Below are 18,991 nucleotides of genomic sequence, written 5' to 3' on the forward strand. Positions count from 1 at the left end.
TTAACATTAAGGTAGGTTTGCACTCAGATTAGAATACTTTTCTGCTAATTCGTTAAAGAGGTCTTCGCTATTGTCTAGTAAGGTAGCTTCTATGTCGGACATAATGTCCCTTTTATAAGACTCTGCTTTTGTCTGTTGGATATGATACAAAATCTCTAACGAGGCAGAATCTCTAATAATTTGTTCAGGATATTTTGCATCATACCATTCTGGAAATTGACGAAGCTGTGTGATTGCATCATTTGGATCTTTAGCTTTATTCTCGTTCATGAGCGCTACTATTCGAAACATATCATCATTATCCAATACACTTTCTTGAAAACCTATTTCTACATACAAAGTTCTACTTGTATTTGAGAAGAAAGAGGTTATTTGCTTGTTAATATCCTCCAAGTCAATAACTGTCCGCTCGAAAAACGACGCGTTAACATCGTGTGGATCGGCTGCTTGGACTTGGATATTAAAGGATGCAAAAATCTGATACTCATACTCATCAACATTATCTTCAGCAATATATAGAATGTCTTGTAAGCCCAAGTGGTCTTTAACGAAAGTAACTCTATCTAAGTTAGCCTCCAAAATGTTTAATATCGATTCTGTACCTTGTTGAAATGTTCTACTTTTAATTTTATTAAAAATTTGTTTTTTGGACATCGTTAAATCTTCCCCCTTTAGAAGAGTTCTAAATGTAATTGTAAGCACTACATCAAAAAACCTTTAATTTTATTACCTATTAAGAACCTTATTCACATAATTAATAGTTTCTTTGAAGGGTGGTATACCTCCGTATTTATCAACATTACCTGGACCGGCGTTATATGCGGCAACGGATTTCTCTAAGTTGTTATCGTATTTATTTAATAGATAGTTAAGGTACTTAACTCCACCTTCAATATTTTGCTTAGGGTCGAAAGGGTCTTTTACCCCTAGCCATTTAGCGGTATTAGGCATCAACTGCATAAGTCCCTGAGCACCTGCATGGGATTCAGCGTCTTTTTTAAAATTGGATTCAGCTTTTATAACAGAGTTTATTAATTCTTTTGGAACATTATATTTGGATGACATATCCGAAACGGTGTCTTGATAAAAACCGTTACTACTATCACCTTTGTCAGTTAATATTTCATTGACTCTAACATTAGTTGGGCGGGAGTTATAATTAATAGTGTCTGGGGGGTTGTTAGAATCTTTAGAAGTTTTAGGGTCAATTCCTTTAGGTGTATTACTTTGAAAATTATCATACTCTATATCAAAATTACTTGAGAGTGTTTTTGTAATTGATGATTTCTCTTTATTTAGTATTTCGGTTAAATAGGTAGATGGTTCTGGAATAGATGATCGGTCGAAAGTTATAAAGTTGCTCATAATGATACCTCCAAATGTCCTTTTTATTTGTTTTATGTATAAGAGAGGTTCTTCCTCGTTTATTTAAAAGAAGTGGGGGAGGGGGTGGACATATGAATAAGAAAAAAAGGAAAAGTATTATTGGTAACATAGTAATTACATTAGTTATCTTTTTACTACTAATATCTTCTCTTGTCCCTGCGCTAGGTATATAAAAAAGTCATGGCTATACCATGACTTTTTTATGTATTTAACCTTGAAGTAGTTGGAGCACACCTTGTGGAGCAGAGTTGGCTTGCTTAAGCATCGCCATACTTGATTGAGATAGAATTTTTGATTTGGTTAGCTCACTAGATTCTTTCGCCATATTTGCATCCTCGATTCGGCTACGTGCAGCTTCTGTATTTTGTTTAGTAACTTGTAGATTATTAGAAATGAAGTCTAGACGGTTTTGTTTACTACCAAGACTAGCTCTTTGAGTAGAGATTTGATCAAGAGATTCATCTACAATTTTAATAGCAGCTTGTGCACCAGTATCTGGACCCCAAGTCACGTCATCAGTTACATCTAGGTTAGTTAGTGTATCTACAGTCCCTCCTAGTGCAGTTGATTGTGCATCAGAAAGGTTAACAGTCAACGTATCTGTAGCTTTTTCAGAGATATGAAGGTCTACAGAAGCAGCTGATCCGTTAAGTAGGCTGATTCCATTAAAAGTCGTATTTTGACTGATATGGTCAACTTCAGCAACTAGGTCTGTTATTTCACTTTGGATACTTGTTTTGTCAGCTGCACTATATGTACCATTGTCAGCTTGAACAGCTAGTTCTCTTACTCTCTGTAGGATATCACTGATACTACCAAGAGCGGATTCTGCTGTTTGAATAAGGCTAATTCCGTCTTGAGCATTTCTTGTAGCCGTTTCCATTCCATTTGTCTGAGCTGTCATCCTCGTAGCGATTGCAAGACCTGCTGCATCGTCAGCAGCCGTATTTATTCTTTTACCTGAAGAAAGACGCTCCATTGCGCTCTTAAGGTCTGCATCGTTCATTCTCAAATAATTTTGAGTAACATTACTAGGAACATTCGTGTTAATATACATAAAATCCCTCCCAAAAGTTAATCTTTCATTTTGCCTATTTAGTCTCTCGGAAGGTTCAAAAAAAACTATAGAAAATAATTTATTTTTTTCTGTTTGTCAATAATGAGACTGCTACCGGTGAAGTTAAAACAAAAATAAAAAACCCTGAAATAGAGGGTTTTTATCCTTGAAGCAATCCAAGTATTGACTGTGGTTGCATATTAGCTTGACGAAGCATTGCCATCGAAGTCTGATTAAGAACTTGTTGCTTTGTTAGCTCACTCATTTCTTTCGCCATATTTGCATCGGCAATCCTGCTTCTGCTTGCTTCTGTGTTCAATTGAGTAGCTTCTAGATTTTGCTTAATAAAGTCTAAACGGTTTACTTTAGAGCCGAATTTCGCCCTAGAATCTGAAACTTGTTGTAAAGCAGTATCAATGGACGTAATCGCAGTTTGGGCATCAGAAGAAATGTCAACTGCATTCAATGCTGTTCCAGTAGCTGAAACAGGATCTACCCCCAACGTGCCAGTAGTTGCATCGGTTAGTTCTACAGACATAACATCAGTAGCTTTATCAGAAATATGAAGTGTCACAGGAGAGGCTGTTGGGTCTGCTATGTTTAGAAGAGACTGACCATTAAACTGTGTACTCCCAGCTATCCTATCTATTTCAGAAGTGAGTTCGGTGAACTCATTTTGCATACTAGTCTTGTCACTAGCACTATACGTGTCATTGTCAGCTTGGACAGCTAATTCCCTGGCTCTCTGTAAAATATCAGATATTGAACCCAATGCAGATTCCCCTGTGTTGAGCATAGAAATGCCATCATCTGCGTTCCTCATAGCAACTTCCATCCCTTTAGTCTGGGCTGACATTCGCGAAGCAATCGAAAGACCAGCCGCGTCGTCTGAAGCAGAAATAATCCTTAACCCTGATGCTAATCTGTTCATAGTATTGGACATCATGGTGTTAGATTGGGTTAAATAATTTTGAGCAACTGAACTTGAAATATTTGAATTTACATACATATCTAACTACACCTCCTATAAAATCTGAGCAACAATAATTGTTTATTAAGTTTTAATGTTTTTATAAGGGCAATTAATCAAATGTCAACAAGAATTTTAGTATCCTAATAAATAAAAACCCGTTAAAGGGTTTTTATTTATCCTTGAAGCAAACTCAATACTGCCTGAGGTTGTGAGTTTGCCTGACGAAGCATAGACATACTTGATTGATTCAAGACTCTTTGTTTGGTCAGCTCACTCATTTCTTTCGCCATATTTGCATCTTCTATTCTGCTCCTGCTTGCTTCTGTATTAATTTGAGTAGAAGATAAATTTTGCTTAACAAAATCTAAACGATTTACTTTACTACCGAGGTCAGCTCTTTGATCTGCAACAGTTTGTAGCGCTGTATCTAGAGCCGTAATTGCTGCTTGAGCATCTGCGGATATATCAATACCAGCATTTGCATTATCAACAGCTAAATCTTGAGCAGTTGCTGAGGCGAAATCAATGTCCATGTTATCTACCGCTTTATCAGAGATATGTAGACTAATTGTAATTGGTGCCCCTGCACCGTCACCTTGTAGTAGACTGGTCCCGTTAAAAGTAGTACCTTCGGCAATGTGCTTTATCTCATCAGACAACTCGACATATTCATTTTGCATACTAGTTTTATCACTAGCACTATATGTGCCATTGTCAGCTTGAACAGCTAGTTCTCTCATCCTCTGAAGGATATCACTTACGCTTCCTAGCGCTGATTCAGCAGTATTTATCATGCTTATTCCATCTTCAGCATTTCTCATAGCAACATCCATCCCATTAGTCTGAGCCGTCATCCTAGTAGCGATCGAAAGACCTGCTGCATCATCAGCTGCCGAATTTATTCTTTTACCAGAAGCTAAACGGTTCATAGTATTAGACATCGCTTCATTAGATCGAGATAAATAATTTTGAGAAACTGAACTTGAAATATTTGAATTTACATACATGTGTAAGTACACCTCCTATTAAAATCACCTTGGTAATGCTACCTAGGTTTTTTGCTTTGTTCGAAGTCGTTATAATAGGAAAGATGAGTTTGTCAATTTTAATTACCATTTTTTGTTATTTTGTACAAAAGAAAAAAACAGAGGGGATCCCTCTGTTTTAGCCTTGTAGCAAACCTAGAACGGCTTGTGGCTGTGAGTTAGCTTGACGAAGCATAGCCATACTGGACTGACTAAGAACTCTGTCTTTCGTCAGCTCACTCATTTCTTTCGCCATATTTGCATCTTCAATTCTGCTTCTGCTTGCTTCTGTATTGATTTGAGTTGTTGCTAGATTATTCTTAACGAAATCAAGACGGTTTACCTTACTACCAAGTGAAGCTCTTTCGTCAGCAACAGTCTGAAGTGCAGTATCCAGTGCAGTAATCGCAGTCTGAGCGTCTGCAGAGATATCGATAGTAGCACTATCAACTCCAAGATCTACTGTTTTTGCAGAGTTAAAAGTAATTGTCATAGTGTCTGTAGCTTTTTCAGAAATATGTAGAGAAACAGCATTAGCAGCCGTGTCTAGTAGGGTAGAGCCGTTGAAAGTAGTATTATCTGCGATATGATCAATCTCGTTAGCTAGTTCGTCGTATTCGTTTTTCATACTAGTTTTATCACTAGCACTATATGTGCCGTTGTCAGCTTGAACAGCTAGTTCTCTCATTCTCTGTAGGATATCACTTACGCTTCCTAGTGCTGATTCAGCTGTGTTAATCATACTTACTCCGTCATTTGCATTTCTTGTAGCAACTTCCATTCCATTAGTCTGAGCCGTCATTCTAGTAGCGATTGAAAGACCTGCTGCATCGTCAGCAGCCGTATTTATTCTTTTACCTGATGCCAAACGATTCATAGTATTTTCCATATTACTATTAGCTTGGGAAAGATAATTCTGTGCTACTGAACTTGAAATATTTGAATTTACATACATTAACATACACCTCCTGTGGTTACATACCTAGTATCGAGAGGCTCCAAAAAATCTTTTACAAAAATTGGAACATATTAATGTTTTCAATCTAGATATTTCCCCAAACCCTTGTGAATACAGGGATGTTAAAAGGTGAATGCTCTGAGATAATCAATAAAAATAGAAATTATAATGTTCATTTGTAAACAGAACAAATAAAAAGAAGACCGTATATTGTACGGTCTTCTTAATTTTGATTTTTACTATTATTATCAATAGCATTATGTAATTTTTGATGGATAACGTGAGGATCATCGATATTTGCAAAACACAAAGCGTCTTTTCTTTTTTCATCATTAGCATCTTGTATATATAAGCTTCCAGTTTTCAAGAATCTATCAGATACAGTTCGTTTCACACTAGTATTAACCACATCTCTAAGCTTCACATCAAACACATTATAACTAATAAATCCTCGCTTAATAGATACCTTCTCATTCGATATGTAGTAACGAATAAATAAGAAGCTGATTTGATGACAAACAGAGAATAGCAGCCCTAGTACACCAATACCTATAGACATCTTTAAAACCAGAGATTCATCTATGTTATCAAATGAAGAAATTAATATTTGATAGAAGAAAAAAGCCAAAAATATAAAGATACTTAAATCTCTAGAAAAAATAAATGTTCTATAACGCTTCCCAGGAAAGCTCTTCCATAATATTTTTTCATCCGAGGATAAATAATTTTCCATAAGATCCCTCCTTAAACATTCAGATACTAATCTATAGCAGGGAATACCACAAGTAAAAACAAGATTATTAATTATTAGTTAGAATCGATTGGTTATTAAGAGGAAAAGAAGAGGGGCGACTGAACTAGTGCAAGGGAGGGGTTAAATAATGATAGTTTTGGATTTCAAGGCAAACGGACGTAAGGTGTATAAGATCTTAAGAGACTACCCAGCTATAGAGGATAAGAAGCCTGGGATAAAATTCATTCTGGAAGATAACGAAAGTAAGAGTAAGATAACATTTAGTTATTTTCTTCCGGAAGACAAAATGATCAATACCTATGATTGGAAGGGCATTAAGAAAGGGGAATACCATTTTGAATCAGCCGGAATAGAAGGCGGAAGCGAATCTCAACTTATTGTAGAAACTGGATTTCTTAAATATAAAAGAAATGGAATTCTATCAAAAGATAAAGAAATCACAAAAACTGCTAAGAAGTATCGATTTATTCTGAGCGATAAGTAACTATTAGACATACAAGAACCTATTCTCTTATTGAAGGTAATAATGAAAAAAGGAAGGTACTTTGAAAAAATACCTTCCTTTTTCTTAATTCAATTAGAGGATATATAGTGTAAATTGGTCATTACTAGTACCCCTGTACTCCTAAGAAAACATTTATAGGAAGATGTTTTTTACTGCGCTAGAATACTTTTTCCAACCAACTGACTGTAGAAGTAACGAACTACATCCTCCACAAAAGAAAAGTTTTCATAGACATTTTTATAATCATATTGTCCGTAAGGAATACCCTTTTTCTCATGGAAATCAAATAGAGTTAAACAGATCTTATAGGGGTCTTCTGAAACACTCATTAAAGGAGGGTTGGATAAAAACTCGTCGTCAGTAATATCGAAACGGTTTTGAAAAGTTGACATCAACTCATTTTCTAATGTGGAAAAGAACTCATCTTTTTTTGTAGTAATCATAATAATATCCCTCCATTATGCAATTGCAATCTTGTTTTGCTTAACTAAACTCTTCTCATAACATTGATGGTCCTGTAATTGCTTCACTTTTCGTTTAAAATGACTTACTTTGCTCTCTAAATTTGGTTCATCATTAAACATGTACTTAATTAGCGCTTTGATATCCGTATTGTTCTCAAATCGAAAAACATAATACTCATTTATAAGGTCAAAGAATGGTTTAGGAACATTCGAAACTTTATTGAATGCAAGTAGAAACTCAAGATTCTCTAGATTTACTGTCGAAAGGAATAATTTGATATTGCCTTGGTTGAATAGAGTTGTTAAATTGTCCGCGATCACCGTCACCTTACCACTGTAGAGTGTTGACACGCGATTCAGAATAGCAAAGGTAGCCGCTCTCATTTTCGATGAATGGATGTTCTTCATTTTAAAAATAACAACGTCGTTCTCTAAAAATGTAGTAAAAACATCATCCAAGGATAGGTGTTTTTTATTTTGATTCATTGAAACTCCATCATTCAATTCTCTTCCACGCTCATTTTCATTCGGCTCCCAAGAAACCAATAGTCGTTCGATGGCTTCTTCAACTAACCCCTCTTTAGATAGACTGTTTAAAATCATATCTTTTTCTGATTCATGAGATGTTCTGTATAAAGGGTCTTCCTTTAATATGTCCCTACACATCCGGTACAAGGAATGACTGTGGTCTAAATAACCCGCATTCAAGGCTTTTGTATCAGATAGATTGAGTCTACCCAACAAGGGGTTTACTGTGTCGATTGTAATTTCATGACCATCCCAATCGCTATATTGGTTATTAAAATCTAAAACGATGGTCTTGTTATGAATTCCTTTCGCAACCTCTTTCATTTTTGTGGTTTTTCCAGTTTCAGTTTGACCAATAAATAACCTGCTCATTTTTATCCCGCCCCAGACTCAAATTTAAGTAGGGATAGTATAGAAGATAGAAACAGAGGAATCTAGTATCATAAAGATAAAATATTATAAAAACATATATTTTCTTAAACTCATAGATTACTTTAATTAATATTGAAATAGGTTATTTCAAATATTGGTTACAGTTATACATGTAGCGAAAGATTATATCCTATGACAATTTCATATAAAGGAGAGTCTATAAACGTGAAACGATATTTAAAATACCTAAGCTCGAACTTAGTTATGTCATTAATCATTGGTGGGTTAATTGGTTCTGTAGTGGCTTTTGTTGCTGCAGGTACAGTGGCTGACAGAGTTGAGGACGTAGCCATTGACGATGATAAAATCACTATTAAACCTCGACCTACAATAGTCTACGATAAGAATGGTGATGAATTATCTAGGTTCGAACAGGAAAGGAAGGACGTCACGACTTATGACGAGGTTCCTATTGAAATCGTGCAAGCTGTTGTCGCGACAGAGGATCGGGAGTTTTTCGAGCATGCCGGTTTAAGTGTAAAAGCTATCTTTCGAGCTTTAATAGCTGACATTAGAGCAGGCTCATTCGTTCAGGGCGGAAGCACACTTACTCAACAATTGGTCAAGACAGTATATTTAGACCCTGGAAAGACTATTGATCGGAAATTGAATGAGGTCGTTTACTCAACAGCACTGGAACAGAAATATACGAAGAAAGATATAATGGCTAGCTATCTAAATCATATCTTTTATGGTCACCGCAGCTACGGAGTTAAAAATGCTGTACAAACCTACTTTGGTGTATCGCTCGAAGAGTTCAAGGAGCAAGATAGATTAACAAAGATCACTAGAGCAGCTCTTATAGCAGGTTTGCCTCAAGCTCCTTCAATTCACTCTCCGTATATGAACCCTGAAGGTGCCGTTCAAAGAAGAAACACGGTTCTTCATAATATGTTTGTTCAGGGTTATATAACTAAAGAAGAATATGAAGAAACGAAATCAAGAGATTTTATGATTCTTGAAGAAGTAAATGCTTTTCATGAAGATGAAAAAGTTCATTATCCTGAATTTGTGTATTACACATTAAATGAAGCTGCAGACAAGATGGATATTTCAGTTGAGGAAGCTATGTATTCTGGTCTGAAGATTTATACATCGTTTGATCCTGAGGTATATAAAAAGCTTCGAGATAACATGAGTAGAAGTGAACTATACCCATCAAGTCCAAGTGGCTCTAGTAAAGGACGCATAGTGCAGGGTGCATCGGTGTTAGTTAACCCTCAAAATGGTGAAATTTACGCTTTAACAGGGAGCAGAGATGAAGTAAAAGGGTTCATGGACTTCAATAGAGCGTTCCAAATGGAAAGACAACCTGGTTCCGCTTTTAAACCTCTTGTCTCGTATGGTCCCGCTCTAGAATCAGGGAAGTTCACACCATGGTCAACATTAGTAGCAACCCCAGGTCACGTATTCCCAGGAGGATATGTTGTAAAAGACCATGGCGGAGCAAGTAGGAAATCTATGACTGAAGCATTAGTGTGGTCTAACAACGTACCGGCAGTATGGACTCTACAACAAGTAGGGATTAACAGTTCCAAGGAGTACATGAAAAAGCTTGGAATTGATTTGAAAGATGATAAGAGTGGTTTAAGTATGGCACTTGGAGGAATCGACACAGGAGTTAGTCCACTACAAATGTCAGATGCTTATCAGGTATTTGCTAATAACGGTAAACGCTCTCCGGCGCATGCAATTAAGAGAATGGTATCTCATAGTGGTGAAGTGATATACGAAGCAGAGAAACCTACACAAGTTATTAAGAATCAGAATGCTAATGCGATGAAGACGATGCTAAGGAAAGTAGTCGAAAGAGGAACAGGTAGGAACGGTCAAGTTCCTGGTTATACACTCTCAGGGAAGACTGGAACAAATGAAAACCCTTCTGGGCATGGAAACAAAGACATTTGGTTTGTTGGATTTACTGATAATCTCGTTGGTACGGTTTGGATGGGTTATGATAATACAGACAAAAACCATTACATTCCTTCGGGGCAAACATCATATATCGCTGCCAAAATGTTTAGTGAAATAGCAAGTGATGTTCTCCCGATACTCCCAGAGGTTGAAGAAGGGGAAGAGGAAGAAACAGAAGCTCGTTATTTAAAGCCTATAGATATTAAAGCTTACTATATGAATGATGGAGAAAGTGTTCATTTGGAATGGGAGAATGAGAGAGGAATCCGTTATCAAATAATTAGAGACGGTGTGTCTATCTCGGAAACTACAGGCGGTAAATACAATGATCATACTACTAAACTTGGAAAACGATACAATTACCACGTTATTGGGTTCGAAAAGAGTTCTGGAGAACGTGTGATTAAATCTAGTGACATCTCTATCCGTATGCCAGATAAGGTAGATGCTAAGGAACCCGAAGATGAAGAGGTTGAAGATAAGGAAAAGAATACAGAAGACAATAAGAACGTTGAAACAATAGAAGTTGAATCTAAAGAAGATGGTGAGCCTGAAGAAAACACCTCTGAAGACAGCAAAACTGATGAGAATTCTACAACCGACGAAACAGTAACTTCAGAAGATTCCCAACCTACATCAAATGAAGAAACCACTTCGAATGAGGAAAGTGGTTCTGAGGGACAGTCTGATCCATCAGAAACGGCTAGCAATTCCCCTGATGGAGAAGGTGCTCCTGGAGAAACGACAGAAGATGGTTCAGATGGAGAAGGATTAGAACTAACCAACGGTAGCGACGCTCCAGTCATTGAAGAAAACAACAATAAAGAAACTGATTCCAGTAATGATAGTCCAAATACAAACGAAGAATGAATCTATACTTACTAATAGTAGAAAAGGCTGCGAATTTATCGTAGCCTTTTTCTCTTAAATTAAACTGTTAATACATGCGTCTCCAAAAGAGGGCAGTGGGCTTTTTAAATCAATATAAATATGAAAGGGAGGTAAAATGATGGAAGCATCTTTACGTGTTATGAAAAGACATATGACATCTCCTTCTCAGGGTCATATTACGCCAATTAATGAGAAGTTAAATTTAGCTACTCTTAGAAAGTATACGGCTTTAATGGACTCTGATAAGAAAAGGTTCTTAACTAACCTTCAAAAATTAGCACTTCCCGAATATCGCTTTGACGATAAAGGCTCTGCTCTTTATTTCTTTAAAGCTGGAAATGCAGTTATTGAAGTCGATGTCTCTGTTGAACGGAACGCCGTTATGATCACACCGTATTTACGGTATGAGGATATAAGTATAAAAGAAGACATAAAAAAAGTTATCCGTATGGATTACATGCTATATTGCCTATTCCGCAAACATCACCTACAAGAACGGTAATCATGCATTAATTAGATGGTTCCTCTCTACGTCTCAAACATGAGGGAGGTTTTAGGGGTGGCAAGAAAAGTAGTTGTGTTTTTGATTTCAGTATTAGTATTTTCCTACTTCTTTTTCCCTGAAAGAGAAGAAACTGTACCTTTGTCCCAAAACAAAGAGGGCGAAGTGGAGGTTGATAAAGGAGAAGAGATTACCCCAAGAAAGGTAGAAGGGGATACGTATTTTTCAATTAAAGAGCTTTCGAATTTATTGGAATTGGAATATCAATATGACGATACAAATAGAAAGTACCTGATTGAATATAAAAGAAATGAGTATGTGATTCCTTATAATTTCAACTATATTATGAAGAATAAATTTATGTATCCACTCCAAAATGCAAAAGGGGTAGGGGATGACTTATTACTAAAATCTGACGTATTAAAGAATCATTTCTCACTAACTGTTTACCATGGCGATCATAAATACTTTGTAAAAGAAGAAAATAATGAACCTTATGATTCTCCTTGTATAGATAGGCTTGAAGAGGATGACATTAAGAAAAGAATGGATAATGCAAACATTCCATTGGTTGGGTCTCACGTCACTAACATAGATGGTCAGTTACCAGGAGCAGATCGAGGATATAGAAATGGAATTCATGAGGGGGTTGATTGGTATCCAACAGGAACCGGTCCAGAAATGAATTTCGATACCAACATCAAACCTATCTATGAAGGTTGGGTTGTAAGAGCTGATCACGGATATAATGAGATTTCAACGGAAGAACGTAATAAATTGTTAGATATAGCCGCTAATAGTGATAAAACACAAACACCGGATTATATATTGGACATCATGCGTGGTAGGCAAGTTTGGATTCAATCGACAAATGGAACTATGGTTCGGTACGCTCATTTAAGTGATATAGAGGACAATCTGGAAGTGGGTAGTTACGTTACAACCGACCAAGTGATTGGTAAAACCGGTAATTCTGGAACAAGTAATGGGGCAGCCAAAACAGCTAAAGACATTCATCTGCATAGCGACATATATGTATGTGGAGAGAATTACATAAATTATTTTGATTCATTGGAAGATGCGCGTGAGATCCTTTACGACATTTTTAAATAGAGTGCATTCATTGCGCTCTATTTTTATTTGTTGTTGAACTTAAAAAACCCCCATAGTTTGGGGGGAGTACCAGTTTGGGCAGTTCACTTTAACTCCCGCTCTCAAATGCACATTTACTAGTGATAGGTAAAATGCTAGCAAAAGCATAAGTAGTCGCAAAAGTGAAAGCTAATAAGAAGTATTTTAATCGTATACGTGCTAGCATAATTGCTAGCCTAGTATGTTTAGGAGCATGCTACTATCAAGAACCGCTCCTGACCCTAGTCTTTTCAGCGCCTGAAGGTATTAATAGTTCTAGAAATTCCTTTTTATCAGGGTCTGGTCCTTGACCCACGGCTTCAGATGTTACTTTATTTATTCTCTGGATTGTCGCCCTTCTTGGTTCAGTTAGGTTACGATAGAATTTTTGCTTAAGTTCGTTTGTCGTTCCCACTAGAACTCTAGAAAGGAATTCATTATCACTTACTGCAGATAGAGTGTGCTGTAAGTCTTGGTCGCTAATTGCGTATATTATCTCGTCGAATTTCTCTATAGGTTGTTCGCCGATCTCTGTGTACTCTACAAACAATAAGTCTTGCAGGTTTACTGTGAAAGATTGTTTATAGTCGCTTTCTGAGATAAACGTTCTATTCCCTGTGTTGAGTATATTTCTAACGTTTGTAATAACCGTATTCATATTATGTCCATTTAAAAGAGTAGAGCAAGTCTTTTCTCTCCCCCTGAAAGTAGCTCTAAATAATTTGATATTACTTTTGCCCAACATATAATCACCTCTCAAGTGTTAATTGTTGAAAAAGGAGTTAAAACCTTATCATATAAGCTATAGAGTTGTTAATAGGCATAAAAAAAGACCTCAAATGATATTGAGGTCTATATTACCATAATAATGTGAGATATTTAGCGAACATTCATGAATTTCTTGTAGTTTCATAACGTCCGTACATTTTTATGATCTTGAAATTTTGTAGCTTAGCACTACCTTCTTCAGTAGCAGAACACTTTTTACACTTTATGAAGAAGTCATCGGGATATTTATTTGCTTCTCCATAACTCAATTTATTATCGTGTTCATGTTCGCACTCAAGACACAAAACTCTTACTTTATCGTGGTAGTTGTCCATTTCTTTTTCCCCCTAAGGCAATAATACGAATTGCAATTAAATGATAGTTCGTTCAACAGTTGAAGCTTCTTTACATTCTAATAAGAAAACCTCAATTGGTCTTCTGTATAAAAACAATATGCGTTCTCCAATACAACATAATAGATGTTATCTGAGAAGATTTCTTTATTAAAGACCGATTCTAAAATTCTATTTGTACACTCTCCGAAATCTTCACTAAAGAACTTGTACTCTTCGCCTTCTTTTATTTTATCACTATCAACATTGAGGAAATTTGGATACTGAGCCTCCACGTCATTAATACTGTTAATATATCCTCCGTGCTCCGCTAATAGAGTGAAGAGTTTAAATGCGTTGGTTTTATTTTCTGCTGAGAAATCCACTATTTTCTGATCATCATTGTTTTGACCAATCTCTCTAATAGCATAAAAGCCTGTTCCGTCTTCAAAGACCAAAACTTTATTGGATGTAAATGATATGATCTTCCCATTCTTTAAATTGCTTAAGCTGTTAGCTAAAGAGTTAGGCTCATCATAAGTAAATACTCTTTTCAGAAAGTAGCCGTAACCAGAAGGGAATGTAACCTGTCCTATTGTTGCTATTTTAACTTCTATGTCGAGTTGAGAAGAAATCGCCTCGTCAACCGCATCACTTGAAGTCCCTCCCATTAAGATGACTTCGGAAGAGAGTTTATTATCCTCCAAATTACCGATCAACTTCATGACTTCTTCCTTCCCAAATTCTTTAACAAGATTTCTTAATTGTTTCATTGCTGCGTCCATTTCCATGAGAACATCTCCTTTATCAATTTGTTTCATTGTATCGTGTGATTAAGTTCTTCAGTGAAAAAAAGTACATTCTTATTAATGAATGGAGTCGTTACCTTTGGAAGGGCATCTGCGCTTCATAAGTTTAGACAATGTATTAAAATTATTATATAGGCGTTGTTCCTGACAATATTCTATGAGCGATACCAACTTCTTCAGTTTCTTTAACTCTTTTGTCATTTTCATATTACTATTTACTTAAGAACAAAAAACAATTAAGTAAAGGGGACGCTATATGGAAAATTATGATCTTACACTATCAGAGGATGTACAAGTAGAAGAAAGGGAAGACGGAAATTTTGTCGTTCGATTGTCTGGTTGTGAAGTCATGTGCTATGTACATCGACAAAAAGGAGGCAAGTTTATTTCGAAGGTAGGTAGTTGTGAAAGTTTCTTAGTCGAAAAAGAGGTTGCTTTTAAATGGGCAGAAAATCTGCTTAGTGAAATTAGAGCTCAATAACGGTTGAAATTATAATGCTAACCGCTCATCCATATAGGATAGAGTGGTTTTTCTATTTATAGGTACAAACTTAATTAATTATTTACCGCTGTATTTCATTCTAATCATCTCCAAGCGACGACGTAGCTTTTCTTTCTTACGCTTAATTTCTTTTAAGCGATCCTCGTTGATTTCTTTTTGAGATTTAAAATGAATCACTTTGAATTTCTTATCCAAGGTTATTCGCCTCCTTTTATTAATGGTTCCGTTCGGAAAAGTAACGCTATGTACCGTCTAACATTGAAATATTATCACTCATAGGATAAGTATATCAGTCCTTTCGGTATTTGACTCGTTGTCAGGATAACGTAATCAAAGGCATCATTTTAATCACTACATTACCCCTTCTGCATCTATTAACAATGACCAGCAGAAAATAGGGGATGTTTTGTCTCCTATTTTTTATGGCTTAATGTAGTTTCCCCATCCATTTTCTACTGGTAGGGGATATTTATCATGTAATTCCTAATAGGATTGTAAGTTCTAATTCTAAGGAGGAATAGGCATGGTCAAAAGAAAGAAACTATATGAATATTACTTGGCAATAGCAAGAGGTGAAGTTCAGTCAGGAAAGTTTTTATACTGGTGTGATAAAAACAACTTTATACCGGATCTAGATTGTGAGAAAACGCGACATTATGTATTCAAGCTTTTATTCGAATAACAAGTTTAGCTATATAGCTCCAACTAAAAGGGGATTCGTAATCTTTTCTAAACCACACTCTTATAGGTAACTAGTCAAAACTAAAAAAGAACCAGAAAAGAGGTGGAATTATTGAAGAATGATGAATTCACATACGGAATACTTTCAAGTTTTGCTTTTGCAGGTCTAGCCCTTTCATTCTTGGTCCCTGTTGTAATGAACAACTATGATGCAATTTTAGTAGAAAAGGGTCCCACCATTCAATTTATTATAGGGTTGGTGATTCTAGCGTTCGGAGCAGCTATCTCAGTGACCACGATGGTTCTCTCACTTAAGAATAGAAAGAAGACTACCAACAGCTAATTATCCAGGTCTTTACTTGTATATAAGTAGAGACCTTTTTATATGTTTTTTGGGATGATACCCAAACCATTGCACAAAATAAGGGATTTTACATTATCCACCGAAAAAGGCTATATGTTCACATTATAACCAGGTCATAACTAAGGTCCATTTTAATTAATTTAGGAGGTTTATCCGAATGTCCGTTACCGAACATTTTATGAAAGGTTTTTTAAATGTTTGTCACCGTCCTAATATAGACGGTTTAGATAAAATTAACTTTGCTAAGAAGACTATATTAATGCCGAATCACGTTTCTTTACTTGATGCTTTGTTGTTAGCATTTCACCTACCTAAGAATGTTTGTTTTGTTGTTAACAGCAAGATCGCAGATCGATATCAATTCATATTAAAGAACAGAAAACACATTAAGGTAGATACAAGTAATCCATACTCCGTCAGAGAGATGATTGATGTTGTCGAGAAGGGCTCACCATTGGTTATATTTCCAGAGGGGAGGATTAGCACTACTGGCAACCTCATGAAGATTTATGATGGTTTAAGTTATATCGGGTTAAAAACTGGTGCTAATATCCATCCTGTTATTATCGCTGGGGCTGAGAGGTCATACTACTCTTATATTCCAGACATCTATAAGCAGAAGAGATTTCCTAAAATCTCAATTAGAATAGGTGAACCTTTTAACCTTCAAGAAAACGAAGAAGAGTCTCCAACAAAACAAAAGGAAGAAGCATCTCGTATCCTATTGAGAAAAATGCAAAATGAAATGTTCTTGTCTCGCCATAGCAACGGGCAAAATATATTCGATGAAGTATACCGCTCCGGTAAGGTAGAAGGCATGGATAAAGTAATTGTTGAGGATCCTATTTCAGCTTTAAGCTATAAAGAATTGCTAATGGCTTCTTATGCATTTGCAAACAACTTAGAAGGTAAGCTGCATGGTAACAAAAGAATAGGAGTATTTCTTCCTAACTCTACCGCTTTCCCCATAGCGACACTTGCCTTGTTTAAACTAGGGAAAACGCCCGCTCTTCTAAACTTCTCCATGGGGGCTAAAAGTTTAATGGATTGTTGTGAGACAGGGGACGTCAATACAATCATTACCTCTAAATCGTTTATAGAGAAAGCTGAGCTAGGAAGCACTATAGAGGCATTAGGAACTAAAGCTAAGATCATTTACATGGAAGACGTTAAAGAAACCATTACAAAGAAAGAAAAGTTAAAAGCACTTGTGCAATATAAACGATTTGAAAAAGCAGATAACTCCATTCCAGAAGTTCTTTTATTCACTTCTGGTAGTGAGAATAAACCCAAAGGCGTTCTGTTGTCACATGACAATATACTAGCCAATATCCAGCAGGTAACTACGATGATAGATGTGACGCCTAAAGATATCTTATTTAACAGTATGCCTACATTCCATAGTTTCGGTTTTACAGCTGCAACGATGCTTCCTCTGATTAGAGGGATTAAGGTATTCTTTTATCCGAGTCCACTGCATTACAAAGAGATTCCTGAACTTGCATATCAAAAGAACGCAACTCTGTTATTTGGTACATCTACATTCTTTGAGGGATACGGTAAACATGCACACCCTTATGACTTCTACTCGCTCAGATACGGAATCGTAGGTGCAGAGAAGCTAAAAGATAGTGTACGAAACTTATGGAACGAAAAGTTTGGTATTAGGATACTAGAGGGATATGGAGCTACAGAAACTGCTCCTGTTATATCTTTAAACACACCCTTAATGAACCGCTCAGGCACAGTAGGTCAATTTCTACCAGGAATCGAATACAAACTACAGCAAGAGGAGGGGATTAAAGAGGGTGGATCTCTGTTAGTGAAAGGACCTAACATTATGAAGGGTTATCTCATTCACAACGAAGGGTTTAAACCAGCAGATGAATGGTACAATCTTGGGGATGTTGTCAGTATTGATCAAGAAGGCTACATCAGTATCAAATCTAGATTAAAACGTTTTGCGAAGATAGCGGGTGAAATGGTTTCACTGAATCTTGTTGAGAATATGGCATCTCGCTGTTATGAAGACGCTTGTTTCGCGGCTGTGAATGTTCCCGATAAAAGGAAGGGGGAACGTATTATCCTTTATACCACCAGGGAAGATATAAAACTGAAGGAATTTAAGAAGTTCATTAAAGATGATAATCAAACAACGCTTCTTGCGCCTTCAAAAATTGTAGTGGTAGAGGAGCTCCCGCTGCTTGGAACAGGAAAGTTCGATTATGTTCAAATAAAGGAATGGGCAAAAGAAGTTAAAACAGGGTTGTTCTCTAAATAACAAAAAAAGATCGTTTAGGTGAATTGATTAGTACATAGTCAGTACCATATCAGTTACACAAAAACGATCTCATCTTTGTATGTCGAATAAGTAAGCGTTATTTATATTTTTCCATCTTCAAAGACTTTAAAGAGTTCACGTTGAGCCTTATCACCTTTGCGGTTAAGTGTGTACATATATAAGCTAATAAGAGAGCCAGTGAAAGACATCCCTATAAAAAAGTATATAAAGGGGTGAGCTCCTACGATTAGCATTGACAATCCATACAAAAAGGCTAGGATGTTTAGGATCATAGTAATCTTCCACACCTTAACAAATGGATTCTGTTTGTATTCCATCTGATCGCTCCCTTCCGCATTTCATTCATTATAACATTGTGCAGCTTCGATAATATTGAATATTAAAGCATCCTGTTTGGTAAATGAGTTTATAGGGAGTTCTATGCTCAAACACAATCTATCACCTATCATTATATAAATTTGGTTTCATTAGTACCTAAATACTTTGGTATGGGGGAAGGGGGTTAAGAATGGGGGAGCATAAAATCCAAGTCTTGATTATTTTTTCTATGTTTATTAGTTCGCTTTCGATGGCGCTGATAGGCAGCTCAAACATCTTTGATGGAATGCATAACATCGGTGTAGTATTTATATGCCTGAGCATTTTCTTCTTTGCTGTTGGAATTTATGGAGTGTTTAATAATATCAAATATAATAAAGAAAAGGGTTAGAGGG

The 18,991-nt window shown here is 36.2% G+C and carries 22 protein-coding genes; 9 read left to right on the top strand and 13 right to left on the bottom strand.

Annotated features, from left to right (window positions below):
* Window positions 1–6: 6 nt before the first annotated feature.
* The 7 genes from ACXAEY_RS23870 to ACXAEY_RS23900 form a co-directional block, all read right to left on the bottom strand.
* The gene (locus tag ACXAEY_RS23870) at window positions 7–654 is read right to left on the bottom strand and encodes a hypothetical protein (protein ID WP_474815849.1); all 648 of its coding nucleotides are present in this window, start codon (window positions 652–654) and stop codon (window positions 7–9) included.
* 72 nt (window positions 655–726) lie between these two features.
* Window positions 727–1,365 carry a lytic transglycosylase domain-containing protein gene (locus tag ACXAEY_RS23875; RefSeq protein WP_474815851.1) on the bottom strand — a complete coding sequence of 213 codons (639 nt, stop codon included), beginning with the start codon at window positions 1,363–1,365 and terminating at the stop codon, window positions 727–729.
* A gap of 229 nt (window positions 1,366–1,594) precedes the next feature.
* Window positions 1,595–2,443, bottom strand: a complete 849-nt coding sequence (locus ACXAEY_RS23880) for a flagellin N-terminal helical domain-containing protein (protein WP_474815853.1) — start codon at window positions 2,441–2,443, stop codon at window positions 1,595–1,597.
* Window positions 2,444–2,603: 160 nt separating this feature from the next.
* Entirely contained in the window at window positions 2,604–3,452 is an 849-nt protein-coding gene (locus ACXAEY_RS23885; RefSeq protein ID WP_474815855.1) for a flagellin N-terminal helical domain-containing protein, read from the bottom strand.
* 137 nt (window positions 3,453–3,589) lie between these two features.
* On the bottom strand, window positions 3,590–4,423 hold the full coding sequence (locus ACXAEY_RS23890; RefSeq protein WP_474815857.1) for a flagellin N-terminal helical domain-containing protein: 834 nt from the start codon (window positions 4,421–4,423) through the stop codon (window positions 3,590–3,592).
* Window positions 4,424–4,580: 157 nt separating this feature from the next.
* Window positions 4,581–5,396: a flagellin N-terminal helical domain-containing protein gene (locus ACXAEY_RS23895; protein ID WP_474815859.1), complete on the bottom strand. Its 816-nt coding sequence runs from the start codon at window positions 5,394–5,396 to the stop codon at window positions 4,581–4,583.
* 226 nt (window positions 5,397–5,622) lie between these two features.
* Window positions 5,623–6,132, bottom strand: coding sequence for a PH domain-containing protein (locus ACXAEY_RS23900; protein ID WP_474815861.1), 510 nt, complete (start codon window positions 6,130–6,132; stop codon window positions 5,623–5,625).
* A gap of 148 nt (window positions 6,133–6,280) precedes the next feature.
* Between ACXAEY_RS23900 and ACXAEY_RS23905 the strand changes: the two genes are divergently transcribed.
* Window positions 6,281–6,637: a hypothetical protein gene (locus tag ACXAEY_RS23905; protein ID WP_474815863.1), complete on the top strand. Its 357-nt coding sequence runs from the start codon at window positions 6,281–6,283 to the stop codon at window positions 6,635–6,637.
* Between the two features lie 170 nt (window positions 6,638–6,807).
* Here the strand turns inward: ACXAEY_RS23905 and ACXAEY_RS23910 are convergent, their stop codons facing one another.
* Window positions 6,808–7,101, bottom strand: a complete 294-nt coding sequence (locus tag ACXAEY_RS23910) for a hypothetical protein (protein WP_474815864.1) — start codon at window positions 7,099–7,101, stop codon at window positions 6,808–6,810.
* A 15-nt stretch (window positions 7,102–7,116) separates the two neighbouring features.
* Complete coding sequence (locus ACXAEY_RS23915) at window positions 7,117–8,022, bottom strand: hypothetical protein (protein ID WP_474815866.1); 906 nt, start codon at window positions 8,020–8,022, stop codon at window positions 7,117–7,119.
* A 225-nt stretch (window positions 8,023–8,247) separates the two neighbouring features.
* On the opposite strand from ACXAEY_RS23915, the gene ACXAEY_RS23920 reads away from it, so the two are divergent.
* The 3 genes from ACXAEY_RS23920 to ACXAEY_RS23930 all read left to right on the top strand — a co-directional run bounded on the left by ACXAEY_RS23920 (window position 8,248) and on the right by ACXAEY_RS23930 (window position 12,502).
* Window positions 8,248–10,866 (top strand): transglycosylase domain-containing protein, encoded by a 2,619-nt coding sequence (locus ACXAEY_RS23920; protein ID WP_474815868.1) that lies wholly within the window; start codon window positions 8,248–8,250, stop codon window positions 10,864–10,866.
* Between the two features lie 139 nt (window positions 10,867–11,005).
* Entirely contained in the window at window positions 11,006–11,389 is a 384-nt protein-coding gene (locus ACXAEY_RS23925; protein WP_474815870.1) for a hypothetical protein, read from the top strand.
* A gap of 57 nt (window positions 11,390–11,446) precedes the next feature.
* Window positions 11,447–12,502, top strand: coding sequence for a M23 family metallopeptidase (locus ACXAEY_RS23930; RefSeq protein WP_474815871.1), 1,056 nt, complete (start codon window positions 11,447–11,449; stop codon window positions 12,500–12,502).
* Between the two features lie 241 nt (window positions 12,503–12,743).
* Here the strand turns inward: ACXAEY_RS23930 and ACXAEY_RS23935 are convergent, their stop codons facing one another.
* The 3 genes from ACXAEY_RS23935 to ACXAEY_RS23945 form a co-directional block, all read right to left on the bottom strand.
* Entirely contained in the window at window positions 12,744–13,262 is a 519-nt protein-coding gene (locus ACXAEY_RS23935) for a hypothetical protein (protein WP_474815873.1), read from the bottom strand.
* A 148-nt stretch (window positions 13,263–13,410) separates the two neighbouring features.
* Window positions 13,411–13,623 (bottom strand): hypothetical protein, encoded by a 213-nt coding sequence (locus ACXAEY_RS23940; RefSeq protein WP_474815875.1) that lies wholly within the window; start codon window positions 13,621–13,623, stop codon window positions 13,411–13,413.
* 77 nt (window positions 13,624–13,700) lie between these two features.
* Window positions 13,701–14,411 carry a hypothetical protein gene (locus tag ACXAEY_RS23945; RefSeq protein ID WP_474815877.1) on the bottom strand — a complete coding sequence of 237 codons (711 nt, stop codon included), beginning with the start codon at window positions 14,409–14,411 and terminating at the stop codon, window positions 13,701–13,703.
* Window positions 14,412–14,685: 274 nt separating this feature from the next.
* Here ACXAEY_RS23945 and ACXAEY_RS23950 point away from each other — a divergent pair, with 274 nt between their 5' ends.
* Window positions 14,686–14,910 (top strand): hypothetical protein, encoded by a 225-nt coding sequence (locus ACXAEY_RS23950; protein WP_474815878.1) that lies wholly within the window; start codon window positions 14,686–14,688, stop codon window positions 14,908–14,910.
* A gap of 78 nt (window positions 14,911–14,988) precedes the next feature.
* Here the strand turns inward: ACXAEY_RS23950 and ACXAEY_RS23955 are convergent, their stop codons facing one another.
* Window positions 14,989–15,126, bottom strand: coding sequence for a hypothetical protein (locus tag ACXAEY_RS23955; protein WP_474815880.1), 138 nt, complete (start codon window positions 15,124–15,126; stop codon window positions 14,989–14,991).
* Window positions 15,127–15,454: 328 nt separating this feature from the next.
* Between ACXAEY_RS23955 and ACXAEY_RS23960 the strand changes: the two genes are divergently transcribed.
* From ACXAEY_RS23960 to ACXAEY_RS23975, 4 genes are all read left to right on the top strand, one after another.
* The gene (locus ACXAEY_RS23960; RefSeq protein ID WP_474815882.1) at window positions 15,455–15,613 is read left to right on the top strand and encodes a hypothetical protein; all 159 of its coding nucleotides are present in this window, start codon (window positions 15,455–15,457) and stop codon (window positions 15,611–15,613) included.
* 111 nt (window positions 15,614–15,724) lie between these two features.
* Window positions 15,725–15,955, top strand: a complete 231-nt coding sequence (locus ACXAEY_RS23965) for a hypothetical protein (protein ID WP_474815884.1) — start codon at window positions 15,725–15,727, stop codon at window positions 15,953–15,955.
* Window positions 15,956–16,133: 178 nt separating this feature from the next.
* Window positions 16,134–18,257, top strand: coding sequence for an AMP-binding protein (locus ACXAEY_RS23970; RefSeq protein ID WP_474815886.1), 2,124 nt, complete (start codon window positions 16,134–16,136; stop codon window positions 18,255–18,257).
* A gap of 529 nt (window positions 18,258–18,786) precedes the next feature.
* Window positions 18,787–18,987, top strand: coding sequence for a hypothetical protein (locus tag ACXAEY_RS23975; protein WP_474815888.1), 201 nt, complete (start codon window positions 18,787–18,789; stop codon window positions 18,985–18,987).
* The last annotated feature ends 4 nt before the right edge of the window (window positions 18,988–18,991 follow it).

The sequence above is a fragment of the Anaerobacillus sp. ABA4_114 genome, from assembly GCF_056159065.1.